This window comes from Xylophilus sp. ASV27 (assembly GCF_016428875.1).
Classification (GTDB): domain Bacteria; phylum Pseudomonadota; class Gammaproteobacteria; order Burkholderiales; family Burkholderiaceae_C; genus Xylophilus.
The window spans coordinates 1-24,687 of record NZ_JAELTO010000012.1 but is presented as its reverse complement, the minus strand read 5'-3'; the positions used below and the strand labels follow the sequence as shown (position 1 = coordinate 24,687).

Below are 24,687 nucleotides of genomic sequence, written 5' to 3'. Positions count from 1 at the left end.
AACACGTTTGCGGCGTGCCGGCGAAGTGATCACACACGCTTGCACTGTGAGGATTTGCTGACACGCCGCCGGACAGGCGCGATTTTTATAATGAGCGGTTGCCCCCAACCGAGCCCCCATGCCCTCCTCCTCCACTCCAACGGACAACTCCCAGGATCGCAAGCTCATGTCGCTGCAGCCCGCCAGTGGGCTCACCTGGGTGCTGCGCGCGCTGCTGGCCCTGGCCGGGCTGGCCGCAGCGGGGGCGGTGTCCCTGCTGCTGGTGATCGCCGTGGCGCTCGCCGTGGCCTACCCCAACCTGCCGGACATCTCCGACCTGGCGGACTACCGGCCCAAGCTGCCGCTGCGCGTGTTCTCCACGGAAGGCGCGCTGCTGGGTGAATTCGGGGAGGAGCGCCGCAACCTGACCCCGGTGGGCGACATTCCCAAGACCATGAAGGACGCGGTGCTGGCGGCCGAGGACAGCAGTTTCTACAGCCATGGCGGGGTGGACTACAAGGGCATGGTGCGCGCCGCGCTGGCCAACCTGAACCGCGCCAAGAGCCAGGGGGCCTCGACCATCACCATGCAGGTCGCGCGCAACGTCTACCTGTCGTCCGAGAAGACCTTCACCCGCAAGATCTACGAGATCCTGCTGACCTTCAAGCTCGAGCATCTGCTGTCGAAGGACCAGATCCTCGAGATCTACATGAACCAGATCTACCTGGGCAATCGGGCCTACGGCTTTGCCGCGGCGTCGGAGGCCTACTTCGGCAAGCCGCTGAAGGAGATCACCATCGCCGAGGCCGCGATGCTCGCCGGGCTGCCCAAGGCGCCCACGGCGAACAACCCGATCAGCAACCCGCGCCGGGCACGCGCTCGCCAACTCTACATCATCGACCGGATGGAGGAAACCGGCTTCATCACGCGCGAGCAGGCCGATGCCGCGCGCAAGGAAGACCTGAAGATCCGCAGCGGCCCCGACGCGGGCCGGGTGCATGCCGAGTACATCGCCGAGATGGTGCGCCAGCTGATCTTCGCGCAGTACGGCAACGACGCCTACACGCGCGGGCTCAACGTCTACACCACCGTCAGCGCGGGCGACCAGGAGGCGGCCTACCGCGCCCTGCGCAAGGGCCTGATGGACTATGAGCGCCGCCAGATCTACCGCGGCCCCGAGGAATTCATCAACCTGCCGAGCGACCCCAAGGAGCAGGAAGACGCGGTCGGCGACGCCCTCGCCGAGCACCCTGACAACGGCGACGTGCTGGGCGCCGTGGTGCTATCGGCCGACCCGAAGAAGATCGTCGCGCTGCGCCCCAGCGGCGACCGCGTGGAGATCACGGGCGAGGGCCTGCGGCCGGCGCAGTCGGGCCTGAGCCCGAAGGCCGCGCCCAACATCCGCCTGCGCCCCGGCGCGGTGATCCGCGTGGTCAAGACGCCCAAGGACACCTGGGAAATCACGCAGATCCCCGAGGTGGAAGGCGCCTTCGTCGCGCTCGATCCGCGCAATGGCGCCATCCGCGCCTTGGTGGGCGGCTTCGACTTCGGCAAGAACAAGTTCAACCACGTCACCCAGGCCTGGCGCCAGCCGGGATCGAGCTTCAAGCCCTTCATCTATTCCGCGGCGCTGGAGAAGGGCTTCACGCCGGCCACGGTGATCAACGACGGCCCGCTGTTCTTCGACGCCGGCACCACCGGCGGCCAGCCCTGGGAGCCGAAGAACTACGGCGGCGGCTTCGACGGCCCCATGTCCATGCGGCGCGCGCTGGAGAAGTCCAAGAACATGGTGTCCATACGCATCCTGCAGTCGATCGGCACCAAGTACGCCCAGGACTGGATCACGCGCTTCGGCTTCGATGCCGACAAGCATCCGGCCTACCTGCCCATGGCGCTGGGCGCGGGCTCGGTCACGCCGATGCAGATGGCCGCGGCCTACGCCGTGTTCGCCAATGGCGGCCACCGCGTCAATCCCTGGCTGATCGCCAAGGTCACCGACCAGAAGGGCCGCGTGCTGCTCGAAACCACGCCGCCGGTGCTCGACCAGTCGAACCAGACCATCGACCCGCGCAACGCTTTCATCATGGACAGCCTGCTGCAGAGCGTGGCGCGTTCGGGCACCGCGGCGCGCGCGCAGCAGATGCTCAAGCGGCCCGACATCTACGGCAAGACCGGCACCACCAACGACTCGATGGACGCCTGGTTCGCCGGCTTCCAGCCGACGATCGCGGCCATCACCTGGATCGGCTACGACACGCCGCGCAGCCTGGGCGACCGCGAGACCGGCGGCGGCCTGAGCCTGCCGGTATGGGTCAGCTTCATGGAATACGCGCTCAAGGGCGTGCCGGTGGCCGAGATCACGCCGCCCTCGGGCGTGGTGAACGTCGGCGGCGAGTGGTTCTACGAGGAATACGCGCGCAACGGCGGCATCCCGAGCCTGGGCGCGGACACGACATCCGACGCCAGTGCGGTGCAGGCGCCGCCGCCCGCCGAGGAGCGCAACCGCATCCTGGACCTGTTCAAGAACTAGAACTAGTTCACCCCCAGGCTTCGCTACTTCGTGTCTTCGCCAACCCCCTCAAAGGGGGCAACACCAGCGGCCCGGCAGAGCCGGTTCCGCGCTGTTCCTGGTGGGCAGGGGCGGCGCGGCGGCTCAGAAGGACAGCGGCAGCCCCGACTGGGCGCTGGCCTCGCGCGCGAGGATTGCGCGCAGTTCCCCCTGGCCCTTGGTGTCCTGCCAGGCGCTGCCGTCCCACTTGAAGTGGTAGCCGCCGGAGCGCGCGGCCAGCCACAGTTCGTGCAGGGGCTTCTGCATGTTCAGCACGATCTGGCTGCCGTTGCGGAAAGTCAGGGTCACCATGCCGCCCACGCGCTGGCTGTCGAGGTCCGCATCGGTTGCGTCGTTGATGCGGTCACAGCTTTCCTCCACGCTCTGCAGCAGTCGCTCGGCAAGGTCGAGGAATTCGAGGTCGGTCATACAATTTGCGGATGTTGAATGTCCCCGGAATTCTAGTGAGAGCCATTGCCCTTGCCGGCATTGCGGCGGTGCTGGCGGCCTGCGGGCAGAAAGGACCGCTGATGCTCCCGACCGGGCCCTTGGCCGCGCAGCGCGCCACCCTGCCGCAAACCCTCAAGCGCCAGGTGTTCGGTGCGCCCGACAAACCGGCGGCGGCCGCCACCAGCAGTGCCAACACCTCCCCGCCCGCGCCAGCGGCGACGCTGCCGGACCAGAACCTGGTGCCGGAGATGTCCTTTCCCGGCGCAGGAGGCCTTTGAGCCCTTCTGCGGCTCTGCCACTGATCCCCTGACCTGGATCAACGCGGCGCACGGCCGCGCGGCCTAGCATCCGTGGGGCCTCGCGCGCCCTTTTGGCGGCGCGGCCCTGCCATGCCCGTAGAGCTGTACCGCGACGACCACCACGCCTGCCTGATGTTCACCGACCTGATCGAGGAGGACGGCCAGGCGGTGCAGTCCAACCAGTTCCTGATCGTCGACGGCGATACCGGCGCGGTGATCGATCCAGGGGGCAACCTGGCCTTCAACGAGCTGTACGTGGGCATGTCGCGGCACTTCAGCCCGCACAAGCTGGCCTACGTCATCGCCTCGCACGCGGACCCGGACATCATCGGCTCGCTCGACCGCTGGATGACTTCGACCTCCGGCCTGCTCGTCATCTCGCGCGTGTGGGAGCGCTTCGCGCCGCATTTCACCAAGGTCGGCAAGACCGACAACCGGGTGGTCGGCGTGCCCGACGGCGGCGGCCGTCTGCCGCTGGGGCGCCACGAACTGTGGCTGCTGCCGGCGCACTTCATGCATTCGGAAGGCAACTTCCAGTTCTACGACCCGGTCAGCCGCATCCTGTTCACCGGCGATCTGGGCGTGTCGATGCTGTCGGGCCAGCAGGCGAAGACGCCGGTGACCGAGCTGGCGCCGCACATTCGCTTCATGGAGGGCTTTCACCGGCGCTACATGGTGTCCAACAAGATCCTGCGGCTGTGGGTGCGCATGGTGCGGCAGCTCGACATCGCCATGCTGGTGCCGCAGCATGGCGCGCCGATCAGCGGCGCGGCGGCGATCCGCGACTTCCTGGACTGGATCGAGACGCTGGCCTGCGGCATCGACCTGTTCGACGAGCGCGCCTACCAGTTGCCGCAGACGGTGATCGACCCGCATTCACGCCGCACGGCACCGGTGCTGCGCGCGGTCGGCGGGTGAATGTCGCTATGCATTAAATAGCATGAAGCCCTGGTGCAATGCTGACTTCAAGCACAAAGCAATCTGAATGGCACGAATTGCCAGGGCTTCAAGCTATCATTTTTGAGTGAGCACCCCGGCGCGCGGCGCCCGCCAGGGGCCCGGGCGCCGGCGCAGGGCCTGCACCACGCGCCAGGCCAGCAGCACGCCGATGATGCCGGCGTAGATGAACACCTCGGCGAAGTTGTTCTTCCCCGCGCGCATCCAGAAGAAGTGCAGCAGGCCCAGGCCGGCCACCAGGTAGACCAGCCGGTGCAGCCACTGCCAGCGCCGCGCGCCGATCCATTTGATGGCCCGGTTGAACGAGGTCGCGGCCAGCGGCGTGAGCAGCACGAAGGCGGCGAAGCCGACCAGGATGAAGGGCCGCTTGGCGATGTCCTTGGCGATCGCGGCCAGGTCCAGGTCCATGTCGAACACGCCGTAGCACAGCAGGTGCAGCACGGCATAGAAGTAGACGAACAGGCCCAGCATGCGGCGGTAGCGCGCCAGCGCGGTCAAGCCGCTGAACACCCGCAGGGGCGTGACGGCCAGCACGATGCACAGGAAGCGCAGCGTCCAGTCGCCGGCCGAGCGGATCAGCGCCTCGGCCGGGTTGGCGCCCAGGCGGTCGGCGAGGACGCCATAGCACAGCCACGCAAACGGCAGCAGGCACAGCAGGAAGACGAGCGGCTTGGCGGCCGGGTGCAGCAGCAGCTTCTGCATGGACGGCGTCCGGCTGCGGACTCAGAAATTCTTCTTGAGGTCCATGCCGGCATAGAGCTGGCCGACCTGGGGCTCGTAGCCGTTGAACATCTCGGTCTTGCGCCGCTTGGCGAACAGGCCGCTGCCGTCGCCGATGCGGCGCTCGGTCGCCTGGCTCCAGCGCGGGTGGTCGACGTTCGGGTTGACGTTGGAATAGAAGCCGTACTCGTTGGCAGCGGCCTTGTTCCAGGCCGTTGGCGGCATTTTGTCGAGGAAGCGGATCTTGACGATGGACTTGGCCGACTTGAAGCCGTACTTCCATGGCACCACGATGCGCACCGGCGCGCCGTTCTGGTTGGGCAGCACCTCGCCGTACATGCCGAAGGCCAGCAGCGTGAGCGGGTGCATGGCCTCGTCCATGCGCAGGCCCTCGGTGTAGGGCCAGTCGAGCACGGCGGAGCCGACGAAGGGCATGGTCTTCTTGTCGGCCAGGGTGACGAACTCGACGAACTTCGCGCCCGGTTGCGGCTCGACCTTGTCGATCAGCGCCGACAGCGAATAGCCGACCCAGGGGATCACCATGGACCAGCCCTCCACGCAGCGCAGGCGGTAGATGCGCTCTTCCATCGCGCTGAGCTTGAGCAGGTCCTCGATGGCGTACCTGCCGGGTTTCTTCACCAGCCCTTCGATCTCCACGCTCCAGGGCCGGGTCTGCAGGGTGTGCGCGTTGCGGGCCGGGTCGGACTTGTCGGTGCCGAACTCGTAGAAGTTGTTGTAGCTGCTGGCGTCCTTGTAGTCGGTCTGCTTGTCCAGGGACATGGCGCCGGCCACCTTGGACGGCGCGCCGGGCAGCGGCGCCAGCTTGCCCGGCGGCGCCGTCTGCGCCAGAGCCTCGCGCCCGGCCCAGGCCGCCAGCACGCTGCCGGCGGCGCCGCCGGCCAGCAGCTTCATCAGCGCGCGCCGGTCCTCGTAGACGCCGCGCGGCGTGATCTCGCTCGGGAGCGGGTGCTGCAAACCTTGGGAGCGGGGGCGTATCGGCATGGCGTACCTCATCGACGAATTGGGCTCTGTTCACACAGGCGGTGTGCCGATGAGACTACGCGCGCGGCACCGGCCTGGTTTCAACCCGTGTCGGAATGCCCTGCGCCCTACAAGGTTCCGTAGCTGTGCAGGCCGCTCAGGAACATGTTCACGCCCAGGAACGCGAAGGTCGTCACGGCCAGGCCGACCAGCGCCCACCAGGCCGAGATGGCGCCGCGCAGGCCCTTCATCAGGCGCATGTGCAGCCAGGCCGCGTAATTGAGCCAGACGATCAGCGCCCAGGTCTCCTTCGGGTCCCAGCTCCAGTAACCGCCCCAGGCCTCGGCCGCCCACAGCGCGCCCAGCACGGTGGCGATGGTGAAGAAGGCAAAGCCGACGGCGATCGCCTTGTACATCACGTCTTCCAGCACCGGCAGCGGCGGCAGCTTGCCGGCGATGCGCTTGCGGCCGACCAGGATGCCGGCGACGATCAGCGCCGAAATGCCGAAGTACACCGCCCAGTAGCTGCCGCCGGCCTCGGTCACGGTCTTGCGGAACACGATCGGCTCGAAGCACAGCACCACGCCCAGCGCCCACAGGGGCGCGAGCCGGTACCAGCGGGTTTCGCCGGCCTGCTGCTTGATCAGGTAGGCGAAGGCCACCATGGCCGACAGAGCGAAGGTGCCGTAGCCGATGAAGTTGGCCGGCACGTGCAGCTTCATCCACCAGCTCTTGAGCGCGGGCACCAGCGGCTGGATCTCGTGCGCCTCGCGCACCACCGTGTACCAGAGCAGGAAGCCCACCGCCGCGCTGACCACCAGCAGCACGAAGCCGCCGAGCGCGCGGGTGCGGTATTGGTCCTCGTAGTAGAGGTAGAAGGTGGTGGTGAGCCAGCAGAACAGCACGAACACCTCGTACAGATTGCTGACCGGGATGTGGCCGATGTCGCTGCCGAGCAGGTAGCTCTCGTACCAGCGCACCATGGTGCCCACCAGCGCCATGGTCACCGCCACCCAGGCGATGCGCGAGCCCAGCAGGGACATGGCCGTGCCCTCGCCGCGCGAGAACATGCCGATCCAGTAGAAGATGGTGCTCATGAAGAACAGCACGCTCATCCACAGGATGGCCGACTGGCTCGACAGCAGGTACTTGAGCCAGAACACGTTCTCGGCGCGTCCCAGGTCGCCCTGGTAGGAGACGATGCCCAGGAGCGCCAGCGCCGCCACCACCAGCATCAGCAGGCGCAGCGGGCGCCAGAACCAGCCCAGCCAGACCGCCGCCGGCAGGGAGCCCAGCAGGATGCCCTTCTCGTAGACGTCCATGTAGGCGCCATAGCGCATGAGGGCGAACAGGCCGCCGGCCACGACCAGCGCGGCAAAGCCCCAGTCGAACCAGGTGCGCCGCGCGAGGAAGCCTTCGTTGAGCGTCAGCGTGCGGGGAGCGTCGTTGCGGGGGGCGGTGGCGGTGTCCATGGGGGCCTCGTTCTGTTCTTTACGGTCTAGCCCGGTGCGGTGCCGAGCAGCTTGTCGCGGAGGTGCGCGAACTCGCGCTCGCCCTCCATTGTCTTGCGGTTGGCCGACAGGGCCATCACGGCGTGCGCGTCCGGGCCGCGCGGCGCCAGCCACACCCAGAGGCGGCGCTCGCGCACGTAGAGCATGGCGAAGATGCCCAGGATCAGCAGGCCGCAGCCCAGATAGACCACCGTCTTGCCCGGCGCGCGCGCCACCTGGAACACGCTGGCCTGCACCTGCGTGAAGTCCTTCAGCCGGAACGCCATCGGCTCCGGATAGAGCAGCGCGTCCGACAGCGACAGCACCGCCTGGGTCATGAAGCCGCGGGTCTGCTCGTCGGCCGGCAGCGGCGCCAGGCCGGCCTGCTCGCGCGTCTGCTGCACCAGCTCGAACAGCACGCCGTTGAGGATGCGCACCAGCACCTCGCCGGCGCGCGCGCGCTCGGCCTCGGGCACATTGGCCTCCATGAAGTCCGACAGGGCCTGCAGGCCGCCGCGCGGCCCGTCATCGCCGCCCGCGGCGCCGGGCACGGCTGCGGCTTCGCCGGCAAACAGCGAGAGAGCGCGCGCGGCCGACAGCTCCAGTTGCCGGGCCAGCTCGGGCCGCGCCGGGTCCACCGCGTGCGCCACATAGCGCCGCACCGCCTGCTCGCGCTGCGCCGGGTCGCCCAGCGCCTGCTGCAGCCGCAGGAAACCGTCCATGCCGCCCTGGTCGTCCACGGGGATGCGCAGGTAGCGGAACTCGTCGGCGGCCGAGGCGCGCACGCCCAACAGGAAGGCCGGCACGCCGTCGCCCGTATCCACCGGCAGCATGTAGTTGTGGAACTCGCGCGCCTGGCCCGCGGCATCGCGCAGGCGGTAGGTGATGCTCGGGCCGACGTTGCGCAGCTCCTTCTTGGTCACGGTCTTGTTGGCCGCGCCCAGGCGCTCGTCGATCGCGTGGCGCAGGTCGACCTTGCGCACATCGAGCCCGCTGTCGCCGGGGCGGCCGAAGTTCTCGACGTTGATGGTGCGCAGCGCGGTGAATTCGAGCGTGAGCTTCTGCCCGCCCGCGCCCTGGCTCAGTTCGGAACTGCCGCCGATGCGGCCCTCGATCTCGAAGGGCTTGACCGGCTGGCGCGCGCCGTGCATCGGCACCGCGTCCAGCACCACGCGCGAGCCGCCGTCGTCGAAGCTCGACTGGTAGATCTCCACCCCGCGCCAGCTCGCCGGGTGGTTCACCTCGACCCGCGCCGGATGCGACTCGCCGGTGGCCTTGTCGTGGATCACGATCTCGCTGGCGAACAGCTTGGGCATGCCGGTCGAGTAGTAGTCGACGATGAACTTCTTCAGCTCGACCGAGAACGGCAGGTCCTGCACCAGGATGCCGTCGGACTGGTTCAGGATGGCGCTGCTGGACTGCGTGCCCTCGGCCACCAGCAGATTGCCGCGGAAGGTCGGGTTGTTCGGCCCCAGCCGGTGCGCGGGCGCCACGTCGGCGATCATGCCGCCGCCGTTGTAGGCGGTCTTGCCGTGCAGCAGCATCTGCGCGCGCACCACCAGGTCGCCATCGAGCAGGCCGCCGATGCACACCAGCACGATGGCGCTGTGCGCCGCGATGTAGCCCAGCTTGTTGGCCGCCCCGGCCTTGGCCGCCACCATCCAGCCGATGCCGGCGGAGGTCGGCCGCTCCTGCAGCCGCACCTTCCAGCCGCCGCCGGCCAGCAGCCGGCCGATGCGCCGGGCCGCGGCCTCGGGCGTCTCCGCCAGGTCCGACTCGGCGCGCAGGCCGAAGGCGCGCAGGCTCTGCTCGCGGATGTTCTCCTTGTAGAGCTTCAGGTCGGCCAGGATCTTGGGCGTGCTGCGCGCGATGCACAGCGAGGTGCTGACCACCAGGAAGGCCAGGATCAGCAGGAACCACCAGGCGCTGTAGACCCGGTACAGCTTGGCCGCGTCGAACACCTGGGCCCAGAACGGTCCGAACTGGTTGACGTAGTTGCCATAGGGCTGCTGCTGCTGCAGCACCGTGCCGATGACCGAGGCGATGCAGATCACCGACAGCAGCGAGATCGCGAAGCGCATCGAGGACAGCAGTTCCACCGCGGCGCGCAACACATGCGAGCCGGACCGGACGCGGATACCGTGGGTGGAGACGGACATGGGACGGTTGGAACGAGGCGGCGGGAGATGGAACGGACGAAGGGCGGGCCATCACCGAATGATGGACCCGCCCTTCTTGGAGTGTTTGTCGGCGGTTAGTTCACGCTGCAGTGCAGCACAGGCGCTCAGCGCAGGCCGGCGACGTAGTCGGCAAGCGCCTTGATTTCACGGTCGTTCAGGCGGGCGGCCACGCCGCTCATCACCGCGTTGTTGGTACGCACGCCGTCGCGGAAGGCCATCAGTTCGGTGGCGATGTAGTCGGCATGCTGGCCGGCCAGGCGCGGGTACTGGGCCGGAATGCCAGCGCCATTGGGGCTGTGGCAGCCGGCGCAGGCGGGCACGCCGCGCTCGCCGATGCCGCCGCGGTAGATCTTCTCGCCGATGACGACCAGTTCCTTGTCCTTGGCGAAGCCGGGCTTCTCGGGCTTGGCCGCGACCCAGTAGGCGATGTTGCGCATGTCGTCCTCGTTCAGCAGCGCGGCCATGCCCTGCATGACCACGTTCTTGCGCTTGCCCTCCTTGAATTCCTGCAACTGCTTGATCAGGTATTCAGGGTGCTGCTGCGACAGCTTGGGCTGGGCCGGCACGGCCGAGTTGCCGTCCGCGCCGTGGCAGGCGGCGCAGATGGCGCCGTACTTTGCCTCGCCTTGCGCCAGGTCGGGCTTGGCGGCCTTCTGCTGCGCGGCGGGAGCGCCATCGGCAGCGGAGACGGACAGGGCGGAAGATGCCAGCGCGGCAACCGTCAGCAAAGAGGCGAGCAACTTCATATCGAGGGTCTTGTTTATGTGCGCAAACTTCCTGATTCTACAATGACGGCCCGGCGCACTCCGCCAGTCGCTCTCCTGTTTCCCCGATGACCGCACCCACCTCCCCCGCGTCCGCTGACGGCAACGCCTCCGAGCCCGTCGACGCGAAGACCGCGATGGGCTGGATGCACACCGCCCGCTTCCTCACCACCGCCGCGCAACTGCACCACCTGCCGCCGCTCACGGTGCCGGAAATCGCCTTCGTCGGCCGCTCCAACGCCGGCAAGTCCACCTGCATCAACACGCTGACCCAGCAGAAGCAACTGGCCTTCGCGTCCAAGAAGCCCGGCCGCACGCAGCACATCAACCTGTTCAGCCTGGGCAAGCAGGGCGTGCAGGACGCCGTGCTGGCCGACCTGCCCGGCTATGGCTACGCCGCCGTGCCCAAGGCCGACAAGGCGCGCTGGCAGCGCGTCATGGCCAACTACCTGATCAGCCGCGAAAGCCTCTCCGGCGTGGTGCTGCTGTGCGACCCGCGCCACGGGCTGACCGAGCTGGACGAAATCCTGCTCGACGTGATCCGCCCGCGCGTGGAAGAGGGCCTGAAGTTCCTGGTGCTGCTGACCAAGGCCGACAAGCTGACACGGGTGGAGGCGGCCAAGGCGCTGCAGATCGCCAAGCTCAATGCCGGCGGCGGCGAGGTGCAGTTGTTCTCCGCGCTCAAGCGCCAGGGCGTGGACGAGGCGGCGCAGCGGCTGTGGCGCTGGGCCCACCCTGTCCCGCCCGCGACGGACGGCGGCGCCGAGCCTCCCGCCGTCACCGCCGGGACGCCCGCGCCGCAGGCGGCAGAGTAAGTTCGTCCTCCCGGCCTGCCCCGCAGGCAGGCCCCAGGAGACGAACATGATCGAGACCTACGAACGCGTGCTGCCGCACGGCATCACCCTGGGCTGCCGCGCCAGCGGCACGCCGGGCCGGCCGGTGCTGCTGTTCCTGCACGGCTTTCCGGAGGGCGCCTTCGTCTGGGATGCGCTGCTGGAGCACTTCGCGCAGCCGGCGCAGGGCTGCTACCGCTGCGTGGCGCCCTACCTGCGCGGCTTCGGCCCGTCGAGCGCGCCCGCCGAGCCCGAGGCCTACCGCGCCAGGCACCTGGTGCAGGACATCGCCGCGCTGATCACGCTCGAAGCCGGCCCCGGCCAGCCGCTCGCCGCCCTGGTGGCGCACGACTGGGGCGGCGCCGTCGCCTGGGGCCTGGCGAACCAGCATCCGGCGCTGCTGAAGACGCTGGCCATCCTCAACTCCCCGCATCCTGGCGCCTTCCTGCGCGAACTGCGGCACAATCCCGCGCAACAGGCGGCCAGCGCCTACATGAACTTCCTGATCCGGCCGGACGCCGAAGCGCTGCTGGCGGCCGACGACTATCGCCGGCTGTGGGAATTCTTCACGAACATGGGCGCCGAGGCTGCGCCCGGCACGCCGGGTGCGCCCAACGGCGCCGGCTGGCTCACGCCGGCGGTGAAGCAGCAGTACCGCGAGGTCTGGCGCGCCGGCCTGACCGGCGGCTGCAACTACTACCGCGCCTCGCCGCTGCGCCCGCCGCGCGTGGGCGACCCGGCCGCCGCGGCCATCACGCTGCCGGAGTCCATGCTGCGGGTGGAAGTGCCGACGCTGGTGATCTGGGCCGAGGACGACAGCGCCCTGCCGCCCTCCCTGGCCGATGGCCTGGAGCCCTGGGTGCCCCGGCTGGAGCTGCGGCGCATCCCGCGCGCCACGCACTGGATCGTGCACGAACAGCCGGCGCTGGTGGCGCGCCTGCTACAGGGCTTTCTACTCAAAAATGATAGCTTATAGCCCAGGAAATACCTGGGCTACAGGCCTAAAACACCCTCAATACACCGAAGGCGCGCCTTCGGGCCGCGTCTTGAAGCGCTTGTGCACCCAGTAGTACTGGGCGGGCATGCTGTCGATGTAGCCTTCCAGCCGGCGGTTGACCAGCGCGGTGTCGGCCCGCACGTCCTCGCTCGGGAAGCCGGTCCAGGCCGGCAGGATGTCCACCGTGTAGCCGGTGGGCGTGAGCCGCGGCAGCACCGGCACCACCTTGGCACGGCCCAGCCGGGCAAAGCGCGGCACCGAGGGCAGCGTGGCCGCCGGCACGCCGTAGAAGGGCACGAACAGCGAATCCTGCGCGCCGAAATCCATGTCCGGCAGCAGGTAGAGCACGCCGCCGCCGCGCATGGCGTTGACGATGGTCTTGGTGCCCGTGGTGCGGGTGAACACCTGCGAGTCGCCAAAGCGCAGGCGGCCCTTGCGCACCCATTCGTCCACCGCCGGGTCCGACTGCGACGAGTAGATGGAGAACCAGCGCCGCTGCACCTGCATCGAGATGGTCGTCGCCGCCGCGTCCAGGCCGTAGAAATGCGGGCAGAACAGGATGGTCGGGGCATCGCCCTGCAGTTCATGCACCGCGCCCTGCAGCACCAGGCGCCGCTCCAGCACCCGGCGCGGCGCGTGCCAGAGCCAGCCGCGGTCCAGCCAGGTCTGGGCAAAGACGACGAAGCTCTGCCGCGCGAGGCGCCTGCGCTCGGCCGCGTCCATGTCCGGAAAGCACAGCGCCAGATTGGTCTGGGCGATGTGGCGCCGGTTGCCGAGCAGCGCGAACAGCGCGCGCCCCAGCAGCCAGCCCAGCGCGCGCACCCAGGACAGCGGCAGGAACGCCATCAGGCGCATGAAGAGAATGCCGACGCGGCCGCTCATGCAGCGATCTCCCCGGTGGTGTGCGGCGCCGCGCGCGGCGCCTTGTAACGGGCGTAGCCCCACAGGTACTGCGCGGGGCAGCGGCGGATCAACTGCTCCATGTCGGCATTGAGCGCGGCCACCGCCAGCGGCAGATCGGCCGGCAGCGGCGCCGCGCGCTCCTGCACGTGCACGACGAAACCCTGCCCGCGCGGCAGGCGCTCGCTCCACGCGAGCAATACGGCAGCGCCGGACTGCTGGGCCAGGCGCGCGGCCAGGGTCATGGAATAGGCCTCGCGGCCGAAGAACGGCGCCCACAGGCCCAGGCCCTCGGGCGGCACCTGGTCGGGCAGCAGGCCCACGGCTTCGCCGCGCCGCAGCGCGCGCAGCATCTGCCGCACGCCGGCCAGCGTGGTCGGCACCGCCAGCAGATGGGGCCGGCCACGCGCCTGCGCCATGGTGCGCGCCAGCCAGGGCTGGCGCGCCGGGCGGTAGAGGATGGTCATGGGCCCGTGCGCCGGGCCGTAGTCGGCGGCCAGCGCCTGCGGCGACATTTCGAAGCCGCCCAGGTGCGGCGTCAGGAACAGGATGCCGCGCCCGGCCGCATAGGCGCGCGCGATGCAGCCGCCGTCGTCCCAGCGCCAGGGCGGCGGCGCGCCGAACCACAGGCGCGGCAGCTCGGCCACCATGCGCCCGGCGTGCGCCACCGCGCCGCGCACCGCGCCAAAGGCCAGGCCCGCCTGCCGGGCATTCGCCAGAAAGCGCCGCCGGTAGCTCGGCGAAGCCAGGAACGCCAGCCAGCCCAGCGCCGCGCCGAGCGCGTGCAGCAGGGGAAGCGGGAAGCGGGAAAGGAAGCGGAGCATCGACGGAAGAAAAGACCACGCCCGGCTAGAATGGCCCGGTCGCCGAGTTAAATGAGCAACTTGCAGGGCGACGTTAAACACAACTGCTAAAGCGTTCGCCAAGGCTCCGAAAGGCCCGGGCAACGCCCGCAGCCGAAACACTGGAGTTTATGCAAATGGCGAACGACTTTCTCTTCACCTCCGAATCCGTCTCCGAAGGCCATCCCGACAAGGTGGCCGACCAGATCTCCGACGCCATCCTCGACGCGATCTTCGAGCAGGACCCGCGCAGCCGCGTGGCCGCCGAGACGCTGACCAACACCGGCCTGGTGGTGCTCGCAGGCGAGATCACGACCAACGCGCACGTCGACTACATCCAGGTGGCGCGCGACACCATCAAGCGCATCGGCTACGACAACACCGACTACGGCATCGACTACAAGGGCTGCGCGGTCATGGTCTGCTACGACAAGCAGAGCAACGACATCGCCCAGGGCGTGGACCACGCGAGCGACGACCACCTCAACACCGGCGCTGGCGACCAGGGCCTGATGTTCGGCTACGCCTGCGACGAAACGCCCGAGCTGATGCCCGCGCCGATCTACTACGCGCACCGCCTGGTCGAGCGCCAGGCGCAGTTGCGCAAGGACGGCCGCCTGCCCTTCCTGCGGCCCGACGCCAAGAGCCAGGTCACCATGCGCTACGTCGACGGCAAGCCGCACAGCATCGACACCGTGGTGCTGTCGACCCAGCACAGCCCGGACCAGAGCGAGACGCCCACGAAGATGAAGGCCAGCTTCGTCGAGGCCGTCATCGAGGAGATCATCAAGCCGGTGCTGCCCGGGGAGTGGCTCAAGGACACGCGCTACCTGATCAACCCGACCGGCCGCTTCGTCATCGGCGGCCCGCAGGGCGACTGCGGCCTGACCGGGCGCAAGATCATCGTCGACACCTACGGCGGCGCCTGCCCGCACGGCGGCGGCGCGTTCTCGGGCAAGGACCCGTCCAAGGTCGACCGCTCGGCCGCCTACGCGGCGCGCTACGTGGCCAAGAACATCGTCGCCGCCGGGCTGGCACGCCAGTGCCAGATCCAGGTCGCCTACGCCATCGGCGTGGCCAGGCCGATGAACATCACGGTCTACACCGAAGGCACCGGCGTGATCCCGGACGCGGAGATCGCCAAGCTGGTGGAAGCGCACTTCGACCTGCGCCCCAAGGGCATCATCCAGATGCTCGACCTGCTGCGCCCGATCTACCAGAAGACCGCCGCCTACGGCCACTTCGGCCGCGAGGAGCCGGAATTCACCTGGGAGCGGACCGACAAGGCGGCGGCGCTGCGCGCGGCCGCGGGCCGCTGAAGCGCCCCGCATCGCCATGGCACCATGACGGTGCATCCATGTCGCTGCGTGGCGACAAAATAGTCCCGGCATGGGCCGGCTCCAGCGTCAACCCGGTGTTGTCGCGGCCCGTTGTGAGAGGCCAAAGGAGTCCGCCATGCCCACGCACGATCCCATCCACGCTTCCCACGGCAACCGTCCCGCCCCCTGCTGGCCCTACGACGCCCGCGACCGCAAGCGCTGATCCCTCTCGCGCCGCGTCCTCTGATTTCCCCTCCCTTCCCCCGATGCTCCCCGCCGCCGCCGATCCAGGCGGGCGGGGCTCGGCCAAGCCCCCGGCCTGCGTGAGACGCCGCGCAGGCCGGCAGCGGCACACCTCCCGCACCCCTTAGACCGGCACGATGCCGCCGCCTGGCGCTACAGTGCCAGGACGTCCATCGTCGCCGGGCTTGCCGGCAAGGAGATATCCCGCATGAAAGTCTGCATCGTCGGCGCCGGCGCCGTGGGGGGATTCATCGGCGCGCGCCTGGCCGCGGCCGGGCAGGCGCAGGTCAGCGCCATTGCCCGCGGCGCCACGCTGGAGGCGCTGCGCACGCACGGCTGGCGCCTGCACGAGGACGGCGCGCTGGCGCAGCACCCGGCCGAGGCCAGCAGCCAGCCGGCGGAGCTCGGCCCGCAGGACCTGGTGGTCATCGCCGTCAAGGGGCCGGCGCTGGGCGCGGCGGCCGCCGGGCTGGCGCCGCTGATCGGCCCCGACACCGTGGTGCTGCCCGCCATGAACGGCGTGCCCTGGTGGTTCGTGCAGGGCCAGCCCGGGGTGGATGGCGCGCCGCTCGACAGCGTGGACCCGGGCGGCCGCATCGCCGCGGCGGTACCGCTGGCCCAGGTGCTCGGCTGCGTGGTGCATGCCAGCACCTTCACCCCGGAACCCGGGCTGGTGCACCGCAAGATGGGCAACGGCCTGATCGTCGGCGAGCCCGCCGGCGGCGACTCGGCCCGCGCCCGGCGCGTCGGCCAGCTGCTGGCCGATGCCGGCTTCGACGTCACCGTATCGCCCGACGTGCGCCGCGACATCTGGTACAAGCTCTGGGGCAACCTGACCACCAACCCGATCTCCGCCATCACCGGCGCCACGGTGGACCGCATCCTGGCCGATCCGCTGGTGCGCGCCTTCGGCTCGGCGGCGATGCTGGAGGCCTCGGCCATCGGCGCGCGCATCGGCTGCCCGGTGGCACAGACGCCCGAGGACCGGCAGCAGATCACCGCCGGGCTTGGCGCCTTCAAGACCTCGATGCTGCAGGACGTGGAAGCCGGCCGGCCGATCGAACTCGACGGCATCGTCACCGCCACGCATGAGCTGGGCCGCCGCGTGGGCGTGCCGACGCCCCACATCGACGTGCTGCTGGGCCTGACCCGGCTGTTCGGCCGCGTGCATGGGCTGTACCCCGAGGCGGCCAGCGCTTGATGTGGAACACCCCCGAAGCGCCTGCGGCGCCTCCCCCTCAAGGCTGCGCGCGTCTCGCACGGCGTGTTTCGTCATCCGGCGTGCCCGCACTGTTCATGTCACTTAGGTTTTGAAGCATTTCAGGCCTGTAGCCCAGGTATGTTCTGGGCTTATAGCTATATTTTTAATAGCAAAACGCCTCGGCATACCGATGCCTTTCCCTACGGTTTTGATAGCCCCGCGCAGCCGCCTCCCATGAAATCGAAAGTGCAGTTCCGCCTGCGCATCTACCGCGACGACAGCATCGCCATCGGCCCCGGCAAGGTCCAGCTCCTGGAGGCGATTGCCGAAACCGGCTCCATCTCGGCGGCGGCGCGCCGGCTCGGCATGTCCTACCGGCGCGCGTGGCTGCTGGTGGACGAGATGAACCGCGCGCTCGGCAGCCCGGCCGTGAACACCGCCGCCGGCGGCGCCCATGGCGGCGGCACCGCCCTCACCACCGTCGGCCAGAAGATCCTGCAGCACTACCGGGCGATAGAGAGCACCGCGCGCACGGCCGCTGCCGCCGACATCGCGGCGCTGACCCGGCTGCTGGCGCCCTGAACGCCTTACAGCGCCGGCCCGCGGAACGGTCCGGCGGCCGGCTGCACTGGCGCGTGGCGGGAAAGCCGCCATGGCATCTGCCTGGCTGCCGGCATCCGTTATATTCCATCCGACATGACGCCGAGCCTGCTCGCATCCACGGACTGGTTTCCGCTGGTCCTCTCGCTCAAGGTGGCCGCGGTGGCCACCGTGCTGGCGCTGGTCGCCGGTGTGTCGCTGGGATGGGTATTCGCGCGCAAGCGTTTTCCCGGCAGTTCGGTGCTGGAGGCGGCCTGCATGCTGCCGCTGGTGCTGCCGCCGACGGTGATCGGCTACGCCATCCTGGTGGCGGCGGGGCGCCGCAGCCCGCTGGGAGCGTGGCTGCGCGAGCATCTGGACTACACCATCATCTTCAGCTGGCACGGCGCGGTGGTCGCATCGGCCGTGGTGGCGCTGCCGCTGGTGCTCAAGTCGGCCAGCGCCGCCTTTGCCAACGTGGACCGTTCGCTGGAGGCCGCCGCCAGCACGCTGCGCCAGTCGCCGCTGTCGGTTTTCCTGCGCGTGACGCTGCCGCTGGCCTGGCCCGGCATTCTGGCCGGCACGCTGCTGGCGTTCGCGCGCGCCATGGGGGAGTTTGGCGCGTCGCTGATGGTGGCCGGCTCCATTCCCAAGCAGACCCAGACGCTGTCGATGGCGATCTACGACGCGGTGCAGGCCGGCCATGACGACATGGCGCTGCTGCTGGTCGTCATCACCTCGCTGTTGTCCATCACCGTGCTGGTGCTGTCGAACCGCTTCTTTTCCCTTCGTTGATGCCCAAGGAGTTTTCCATGCGCCCTTCCCGTCTCTTGTCCCTGGTCATTGCGCTGGCGCTTCCGCTGGCGGTGTCCGCACAGCAGCTGACCGTCTCCGCCGCCGCCAGCCTGACCGATGCGTTCAAGGAACTGGCGCCGAAGTTCGAGGCGATCAAGCCCGGCACCACACTGCGCCTGAATTTCGCCGCCTCGGGCGCGCTGCTGCAGCAGATCAGCCAGGGTGCGCCGGTGGACGTGTTCGCCAGCGCCGACCAGGAAACCATGGACCGGGCCGCGCAGCAGAAGCTCATCGACACCGACAGCCGCCGCGACTTCGTCACCAACAGCCTGGTGCTGATCGAGCCGGCCCAGGGCGGCGCCGGCATCAAGGCCCTGCAGGATCTGGGCGGCGCCGCGGTCAAGCGCATCGCCGTGGGCAAGACGGCCACCGTGCCGGTGGGCCGCTACACCAAGCAGGTGCTGGACGGCGCGAAACTGTGGGAACCGCTGGAGCCCAAGTTCGTGCAGGCCGACAGCGTGCGGCAGGTGCTCGACTACGTGAGCCGCGGCGAGGTCGAGGCTGGCTTCGTCTACCGCACCGATGCGGCGATCGCCGGCGACAAGGTCAGGATCGTGCTGACCCCCTCGGGCCATACGCCGGTGAGCTACCCCGTGGCAACCGTGGCCGACAGCAAACAGAAGGCGCTGGGCCAGGACTTCATCGCCTTTCTGAATTCCGACGCGGCGCAGCAGGTGCTGGCACGCTACGGCTTCGGCAAGCCCTGAGGACGTGCGGCCGTGATCGACGTTGATATATGCCTGTCGGTGGCCGATGGCCGCCGGCGCTTCGATCTGGCGGCCCGCTTTGCCACCGACGTTCCATTTGCCGCGCTGTACGGGCCATCGGGCTCCGGCAAGACGCTCACCTTGCAGGCCATCGCCGGCCTGCTGCGGCCCAGCGCGGGCCATGTGCGCCTGGCTGGGCGCACGCTGTACGACTCGGCCGCCGGCATCGATCTGGCGCCGCCCGCGCGCCGCATCGGCTACCTGTTCCAGCACTACGCGCTGTTTCCCCATCTATCGGTGCGCGACAACGTCGCCTTCGGGCTGACCTCGTGGCGGCAGCGCCGCCTCTCCGACGAGGACAAGGCCCTGGCCGACAGCCTGCTGGAGAGCTTCGGCCTGCGCGACATGGCGCACAGCCGGCCCCATTCGCTCTCCGGCGGCCAGCAGCAGCGCGTCGCCCTGGCCCGCGCGCTGGCCTGCCGGCCGCAGGTGCTGTTGCTGGACGAGCCCTTTGCCGCGCTCAACCCCATGCTGCGCCGCAGCTTGCGCCAGGAATTGGCGCAGGTGCGGCAGCGCTGGAACATTCCCGTGCTGATGATCACCCACGACATCGACGACGTTCTGGAGTTGGCGGATGTCGCCTTCGTCTACCAGAAGGGGCAAGCGGTGCGCGAGATCGACCTGCGCAAAGGACAAAGCCGCGACCTGGCACTGCAGCAGTTCGAGGTGCCCGCCGGCCCTGCGGAGTCGCCCATGCGGCAGAAGCTGCGCAGCCTGCTGCAGGGCGCTGTATCACCGTAGCGCACGGGCTGGACCGGGGGACGGCCGCTGGTGACGGCTATGGCTGCTCCACGCAGACCGTGCCGGCCACGCCGCCACCCGAGGGATGCAACTCGACACAGCCACGGCCTTTGCGCTTGGCGCGATAGCACGCGACATCCGCGTCGCGCACCAGACTCTCGGGATCTTCGCTTGGCCCGCAGAATGTGCGCACGCCCACGCTGGCACCCACGTGAAAACGCAGACCGTCGGCGTCAAAGGCATCGCTACCCAGGGTCTGCACGATCTTCAGGGCCACCGCGCGCGCCTGCGCAGTCCCCGCATCGCGCAGCAGCACTACGAACTCGTCGCCGCCCAGGCGCACCACGATGTCAGATGCACGTACCACCTGGCGCAACCGATCGGCGACCTGGCGCAGCACCTGGTCGCCCGCAGCATGGCCGGCCTGGTCGTTCACTGCCTTGAAACCGTCCAGGTCGATGAACAGCAGGCTGTGCGGTCCTGCGTTGAGGGCCAGTTCCTGCATCTGTCCATGCAGGCTGCGCCGATTGGCCAAGCCGGTGAGCGGATCAAGGCGGGTCTCGCTGCGCAGTTGGTCGGTGAGTTCGCGCAACTGCGCTTCGCGTTCGCGCGCCTGACGCTCGGCGCCCCGCAGCGCCGCTTCATATTGCTTCCCGGCGCTGATGTCGGAATGCAGGGCATAGCTGTTTCCGCTCGCCGTTCGGTTGGCGGTCACGCGCATCCACCGCCCTTTTGGCAAAGGTACCTCGTAGGGTGCCCCCAGGAAACGCGAGCCGTCGCGCAGCGCAGCGGCCACATCCTGCGCACGCACGGCGCGCTCCTCCGCATCGGCGTCGCTCCAGAGTGCCATGATCAGCTCCGCATAGCTGCGGCCGATGACGGCCGCCTTGGTGGCGAAGCCGTACATCGAGACGAATTGGTCGTTGGCAAACAGGATGCGGTCCTGCTCATCGACCACCAGCGCTCCCTGGCCGACGTTCTCCAGCAGGTCTCGCGCGTCGGGCGTATGCAGATCGTGCAGCATGCCCTGCTCTGGGCGGCGTTCGCTTGGCCAGGCCTCCGTCGCCGAGAGCTTGTGCCAGATACGGATGCGCGATCCATCCGGCTGGAGCACGCAGGACACGCGCAACCAGTGGCCACAATGCTGGAACACAAAGGGCTGGGTCTGCGTGCGATGCCGCCGGACGCCGTCGGCGATCCAGCGCTCGATCTGCTCCGCACTTTCATCCGGTGCCCGCAACACGTAGAAGCGCCGCAGGTTTTCGCGGTACGGCTCGCCCACGTGGACGGCACCATCATGTTCCGGGAAGAAGCGCAGGAAGGAATTGTTCCAGAGCACCGCCTGGTCGTCAGTGTCCAGCACATACATGGCGATCCCCAAAGCATCGAGCAGCTTAGCGACGAGGTAGAGATGCTGGAGCATGCGGCACAGAGTGTCTGGAGTGAGAGGCGCCTGATGGCTACTCTATCGCAAACGATGCGCTCAACATGCACAGACAGGGCCCCTCGGAGCACATGTCATGGAGGCCTGGCCCCACTATCCAGCTGCGTTCTCCGCGGCACCAGGGCGTCTCATCAACAGAATCCCGCACGCCAGCAAGAGCACCTGGATAGGCGGGCATATGCGGAAGATACGCACGGCAAGACGCCCAGTGGAACGCGTCAAGGGCTCGTTGCCGGCGCCTGGAGCTGCCTGGGATATGCGGACCGGGGACAAACCGGCTATTCGTGGATGCCGCGTGATTTCGCTACCGAGCAGGCGTCCACGGGGGTGCGAATCTGCTCTGGCGCTTTGGCGATTGGCCCCTTGAGCCCCCTATGTCCGGGCTGTGCGTCCGGGATTTGAAAGCGTTCGAAACCATCAGATCCCATTTGGCGGAACGGATGGCATAGACAAAGAAAAAGCGGCCCGAGAGCCGCTTGTCCATTTGCCTACTGGCGGAGAGGGTGGGATTCGAACCCACGGTACGTTTGCACGTACGCCTGATTTCGAGTCAGGTACATTCGACCACTCTGCCACCTCTCCTGTGTGTCGAAGCGCGGATTCTAGCAGAGGCTTCTGGCGGTTTTCAGGCCTTGAGCAGTTCGGTGCCGCCCATGTAGGGGCGCAGCGCCTCGGGCACCGTCACGCTGCCGTCGGCGTTCTGGTAGTTCTCCAGCACCGCGACCAGGGTGCGGCCCACGGCCAGACCGGAGCCTCTGAACTCCGGGGCGATGGGTAGACCGACAGGTAGACGCGGAGCTAGCGTAGGGCAAGGCAGAACGCCTGAGGTTCTGAAAGATAGCTATTCATGGCCTAATTGTTCGTGGGCAGCCTATATTTGATATTGCACAGAGGCAGTGATGGCAACCATTGATGGGTTCTTACTGAGCGGAAGATCTGACTCGTTAGGTCATGCTGATCACGGTGCAGCCGTCGCTTATCGTCTTCGCAAGCCATGTCAGCTAAGCCGGTCGGATGAGATTAACGGCTGGATCGTGGAGAGCGCAGAGGGCAAATCCACCATCGTAGCGAGGTCACTGCAAGCGCTCGATAGGCGGGCAACGATCGCTGCCGGAACAGAGAGCATCCAGCGCTATCTCGATTTGCTGTCCTATGAGCAATCCAAGGTTTCAGAGTTGGCCGACCTCGGCGATGACCATGTTTTGCTTTATACAAATGCCGGTCGCCGCATCGTGGAAATCATGGCCACCGAGGATATGGTCCTCGGTGTTTCGATGGCCGCTGTTGCCTACGATCGAGACGGGAATCTGATGCCGCCCCCACCAGAGCCATCCGCAGTGTGGACTCCAGCGCTACGTTTCTATCGACTCTCGCAGGCGAGCAGCGATTTGTACGAAGCCTACCGAAACCTGTGGCTTGGCTTGGAGGTTCTGCTGTCTACGGTGGGAGCAAAAGGGTCGAACGAGGGCGAGCGCAAATGGCTGCGCCGCGTCCTCGGAGAAGTGGCTGCAAGAATCGACATGCGAGCGCTTCTTCCTGACAGTCGAAATTTGGTCGATTACATGTTGCTCGATCAGTACGAACGCATGCGCTGCTACCTGTTTCACGCCAAGCCGGAAGACGGCATGGAGGCACCAACCCTTCCTGATCCGGAAGCGCTGGCAGTCGCGTACGCTCAGTTGATTCGGATCTGGCGCCACATTGCGCAATGTCTCATAGGCGTGCGCCAAGGTGCGGTTGGTGTGGTCACCTACGAGGGTTTTCGTGCCATGCTCTTTTCGCCATTTTCATCGGGTTTGGGGGTCGTCTACTCGGATGCTCGCACCCCGCCAAGTAAGAACGAAACGCAAATCAATCCTTGTGGTGCAGCCAGAATCGAGTTGGACAACACTCACTACCAAGATGGCGCAATGCCAGGCCGTATTTCGGTGTCAGCATCGTTGTTGATTGAACAAAGGCAATCAGTCCCAGAACTCTGGCGGTTCGGTTGCGAAATCGGAAGAGAGAAGATACTGTTTTGCGTCGGAATGATCGAAGGTGGTTTATGCCTGTCGGGAATAGACCAATTGGACATCTTGCAGGTTTTTCGCTTAAAGAATGCGTCATCCCCCAAAGTGTCATTCTGAGTGGATTGCTGCTGCGCCCATGAATCTGCCATAGGCAGGAAATATCTGTTTTGGCTGCTACTTGCCGATGCGGTCATACCTACTCTTGCAAGCGACCGAGATAACAGTCTTCCCCACCTCCGCAGCCTGATCTCCCATATCGCATAGCGGCCCGTCCCGCACCGCTCCCCCTCGCGCTACCCCTCATGCGCCAGGCTCTCCCCGCCCCAATCTCCTGACCTCAAACATCTCGCCCAACCAGGGCATCGGGCGCATCCAATACCGTCCAAATATGTAACAGGTTAACCAAATCTTTACATTGCACGCCGACGAGACGAGGCGTTGCCCGCTCCAGTTTTGGCGTTTACCCATGTGGCCTGCGCAATTTCTGCCCCAGCGCACAAAATCCAGGAGATTTTTCACATGGTGAGATATTTTCCCCGTTTTCCGCTCTATTTGCCCTCTCAAGGGCCATTTCCAGGAGCGGACTGGGATTTGGACAACGAATCCCGCTATTGGCTGAATTGGGAAATTTGTAACAGTTTCAGCCCCATTTTGGTGGGGTCAGGCACCCCGATGGAGACGCTCGGCTCACGTCCGTCCATCCATCTTGGCCGTGGCGCCATTGGATTGGCTGCCCACTGACTCCGTCTCTCTCAAACCCGCGCACGATCGCCATCTACATGCACGGCGGTCTACGCATTGCTCAAGGAGTGACCTTGCCCCTGGAATCCGTATCCCATAGCTGAGCTCATGAGGTGGCTTGCCTTGGTTGATTGGCAAGCCAGTCCTGCTCGAACTGCATCGGGCTGACGTAGGCCAGCGTCGAGTGCAGTCGGGCACGGTTGTACCAGAGCAGCCAGTCGATGGTCTCGTCCTTCGCCTCGCGCCTGCTCTTCAAGCGCTGGCCGTGCAACCGCTCCACCTTCAAGGAGCCGAACAGCGTCTCGCTGCAGGCGTTGTCCCAGCAGTTGCCTTTGCGGCTCATCGAACTGGTGATGCCGTACTCCTTGAGCACGTCCCTGAAGTCGTGGCTGGCGTACTGGCTGCCCCGGTCGCTATGGAAGATCAACCCGGCCTGCTTGCCCGGACGACGCTTGAACCACGCCATGCGTAGCGCGTCAATCACGATGTCGCGCGTCATGTCCTCGCGCAGCGACCAGCCCACCACCTGGCGGCTGAACAGATCGATCACCACCGCCAGGAACAGCCAGCCCTCGTCGGTCGCGATGTAGGTGATGTCCCCCACCCAGACCTTGTCGGGCTCGCTCACGGTGAACTCGCGGTTCAGCACATTGGGCGAGATCGGCAGGTCATGGCGGCTGTCGGTGGTGACCTTGAAGCGGCGCTTGCCTCTGGCGCGAATGCCATGGCGCTGCATGAGCTTTTGCACCCGGTCCTTGCCCACGCGGATGCCGCGGGCCAGCAGTTCCTTCCAGATGCGCGGCCAGCCGTAGCCGCCACGTGTCTGGGCATGGATGGCCTTGATGTGC

Annotated in this window: 22 protein-coding genes and 1 tRNA gene; 12 read left to right on the top strand and 11 right to left on the bottom strand. The window is 67.4% G+C overall.

Annotation, left to right across the window (positions count from 1 at the left end):
- Window positions 1-166 precede the first annotated feature (166 nt).
- Entirely contained in the window at window positions 167-2,509 is a 2,343-nt protein-coding gene (locus JHD63_RS04415; RefSeq protein WP_233167607.1) for a penicillin-binding protein 1A, read from the top strand.
- Window positions 2,510-2,632: 123 nt separating this feature from the next.
- Here JHD63_RS04415 and cyaY read toward each other — a convergent pair whose 3' ends face one another.
- Window positions 2,633-2,956 carry an iron donor protein CyaY gene (gene cyaY / locus JHD63_RS04410; RefSeq protein ID WP_198969528.1) on the bottom strand — a complete coding sequence of 108 codons (324 nt, stop codon included), beginning with the start codon at window positions 2,954-2,956 and terminating at the stop codon, window positions 2,633-2,635.
- Between the two features lie 11 nt (window positions 2,957-2,967).
- On the opposite strand from cyaY, the gene lptM reads away from it, so the two are divergent.
- A complete protein-coding gene (lptM, locus tag JHD63_RS04405; RefSeq protein WP_198969527.1) occupies window positions 2,968-3,255 on the top strand; it encodes an LPS translocon maturation chaperone LptM in 288 nt (95 codons plus the stop codon).
- Window positions 3,256-3,366: 111 nt separating this feature from the next.
- Window positions 3,367-4,194, top strand: a complete 828-nt coding sequence (locus JHD63_RS04400; protein WP_198969526.1) for an MBL fold metallo-hydrolase — start codon at window positions 3,367-3,369, stop codon at window positions 4,192-4,194.
- 96 nt (window positions 4,195-4,290) lie between these two features.
- On the opposite strand, the gene JHD63_RS04395 is transcribed toward JHD63_RS04400, so the two are convergent.
- From JHD63_RS04395 to JHD63_RS04375, 5 genes are all read right to left on the bottom strand, one after another.
- Window positions 4,291-4,935, bottom strand: a complete 645-nt coding sequence (locus JHD63_RS04395) for a protein-methionine-sulfoxide reductase heme-binding subunit MsrQ (RefSeq protein WP_198969525.1) — start codon at window positions 4,933-4,935, stop codon at window positions 4,291-4,293.
- A 21-nt stretch (window positions 4,936-4,956) separates the two neighbouring features.
- A complete protein-coding gene (gene msrP, locus JHD63_RS04390) occupies window positions 4,957-5,955 on the bottom strand; it encodes a protein-methionine-sulfoxide reductase catalytic subunit MsrP (RefSeq protein ID WP_198969524.1) in 999 nt (332 codons plus the stop codon).
- Between the two features lie 107 nt (window positions 5,956-6,062).
- The gene (gene ccsB, locus JHD63_RS04385; protein ID WP_198969523.1) at window positions 6,063-7,406 is read right to left on the bottom strand and encodes a c-type cytochrome biogenesis protein CcsB; all 1,344 of its coding nucleotides are present in this window, start codon (window positions 7,404-7,406) and stop codon (window positions 6,063-6,065) included.
- 26 nt (window positions 7,407-7,432) lie between these two features.
- Window positions 7,433-9,583 (bottom strand): cytochrome c biogenesis protein ResB, encoded by a 2,151-nt coding sequence (locus JHD63_RS04380; protein ID WP_198969522.1) that lies wholly within the window; start codon window positions 9,581-9,583, stop codon window positions 7,433-7,435.
- A 125-nt stretch (window positions 9,584-9,708) separates the two neighbouring features.
- Complete coding sequence (locus JHD63_RS04375; protein ID WP_198969521.1) at window positions 9,709-10,350, bottom strand: c-type cytochrome; 642 nt, start codon at window positions 10,348-10,350, stop codon at window positions 9,709-9,711.
- Between the two features lie 155 nt (window positions 10,351-10,505).
- Between JHD63_RS04375 and yihA the strand changes: the two genes are divergently transcribed.
- Both yihA and JHD63_RS04365 read left to right on the top strand, forming a co-directional pair.
- Window positions 10,506-11,183, top strand: coding sequence for a ribosome biogenesis GTP-binding protein YihA/YsxC (yihA, locus tag JHD63_RS04370; protein WP_198969559.1), 678 nt, complete (start codon window positions 10,506-10,508; stop codon window positions 11,181-11,183).
- 46 nt (window positions 11,184-11,229) lie between these two features.
- Window positions 11,230-12,177 carry an alpha/beta fold hydrolase gene (locus JHD63_RS04365; protein ID WP_198969520.1) on the top strand — a complete coding sequence of 316 codons (948 nt, stop codon included), beginning with the start codon at window positions 11,230-11,232 and terminating at the stop codon, window positions 12,175-12,177.
- A gap of 36 nt (window positions 12,178-12,213) precedes the next feature.
- Here JHD63_RS04365 and JHD63_RS04360 read toward each other — a convergent pair whose 3' ends face one another.
- Window positions 12,214-13,080, bottom strand: a complete 867-nt coding sequence (locus JHD63_RS04360; protein WP_198969519.1) for a lysophospholipid acyltransferase family protein — start codon at window positions 13,078-13,080, stop codon at window positions 12,214-12,216.
- Complete coding sequence (locus JHD63_RS04355; protein WP_198969518.1) at window positions 13,077-13,922, bottom strand: lysophospholipid acyltransferase family protein; 846 nt, start codon at window positions 13,920-13,922, stop codon at window positions 13,077-13,079. Before JHD63_RS04355 ends, JHD63_RS04360 begins: the two co-directional genes overlap by 4 nt.
- A gap of 155 nt (window positions 13,923-14,077) precedes the next feature.
- Between JHD63_RS04355 and metK the strand changes: the two genes are divergently transcribed.
- The 6 genes from metK (at window position 14,078) to JHD63_RS04325 (ending at window position 19,645) form a co-directional block, all read left to right on the top strand.
- Window positions 14,078-15,259, top strand: coding sequence for a methionine adenosyltransferase (metK, locus tag JHD63_RS04350; protein WP_198969517.1), 1,182 nt, complete (start codon window positions 14,078-14,080; stop codon window positions 15,257-15,259).
- 451 nt (window positions 15,260-15,710) lie between these two features.
- Window positions 15,711-16,703, top strand: a complete 993-nt coding sequence (locus JHD63_RS04345; RefSeq protein WP_198969516.1) for a 2-dehydropantoate 2-reductase — start codon at window positions 15,711-15,713, stop codon at window positions 16,701-16,703.
- 234 nt (window positions 16,704-16,937) lie between these two features.
- A complete protein-coding gene (locus JHD63_RS04340; protein ID WP_198969515.1) occupies window positions 16,938-17,285 on the top strand; it encodes a winged helix-turn-helix domain-containing protein in 348 nt (115 codons plus the stop codon).
- 114 nt (window positions 17,286-17,399) lie between these two features.
- Window positions 17,400-18,077 (top strand): molybdate ABC transporter permease subunit, encoded by a 678-nt coding sequence (gene modB, locus JHD63_RS04335; RefSeq protein ID WP_198969514.1) that lies wholly within the window; start codon window positions 17,400-17,402, stop codon window positions 18,075-18,077.
- Window positions 18,078-18,094: 17 nt separating this feature from the next.
- Window positions 18,095-18,844: a molybdate ABC transporter substrate-binding protein gene (modA, locus tag JHD63_RS04330; RefSeq protein ID WP_198969513.1), complete on the top strand. Its 750-nt coding sequence runs from the start codon at window positions 18,095-18,097 to the stop codon at window positions 18,842-18,844.
- 12 nt (window positions 18,845-18,856) lie between these two features.
- Window positions 18,857-19,645: an ABC transporter ATP-binding protein gene (locus JHD63_RS04325; protein WP_198969512.1), complete on the top strand. Its 789-nt coding sequence runs from the start codon at window positions 18,857-18,859 to the stop codon at window positions 19,643-19,645.
- A gap of 37 nt (window positions 19,646-19,682) precedes the next feature.
- On the opposite strand, the gene JHD63_RS04320 is transcribed toward JHD63_RS04325, so the two are convergent.
- A complete protein-coding gene (locus tag JHD63_RS04320) occupies window positions 19,683-21,068 on the bottom strand; it encodes a sensor domain-containing diguanylate cyclase (RefSeq protein WP_198969511.1) in 1,386 nt (461 codons plus the stop codon).
- Window positions 21,069-21,581: 513 nt separating this feature from the next.
- Window positions 21,582-21,671 (bottom strand) — tRNA-Ser (locus tag JHD63_RS04315).
- Between the two features lie 317 nt (window positions 21,672-21,988).
- On the opposite strand from JHD63_RS04315, the gene JHD63_RS04310 reads away from it, so the two are divergent.
- The gene (locus tag JHD63_RS04310) at window positions 21,989-23,215 is read left to right on the top strand and encodes a hypothetical protein (protein ID WP_198969510.1); all 1,227 of its coding nucleotides are present in this window, start codon (window positions 21,989-21,991) and stop codon (window positions 23,213-23,215) included.
- Between the two features lie 730 nt (window positions 23,216-23,945).
- Here JHD63_RS04310 and JHD63_RS04305 read toward each other — a convergent pair.
- On the bottom strand, window positions 23,946-24,687 hold a 742-nt coding region (locus JHD63_RS04305; RefSeq protein WP_198969508.1), incomplete at its 5' end, for an IS3 family transposase.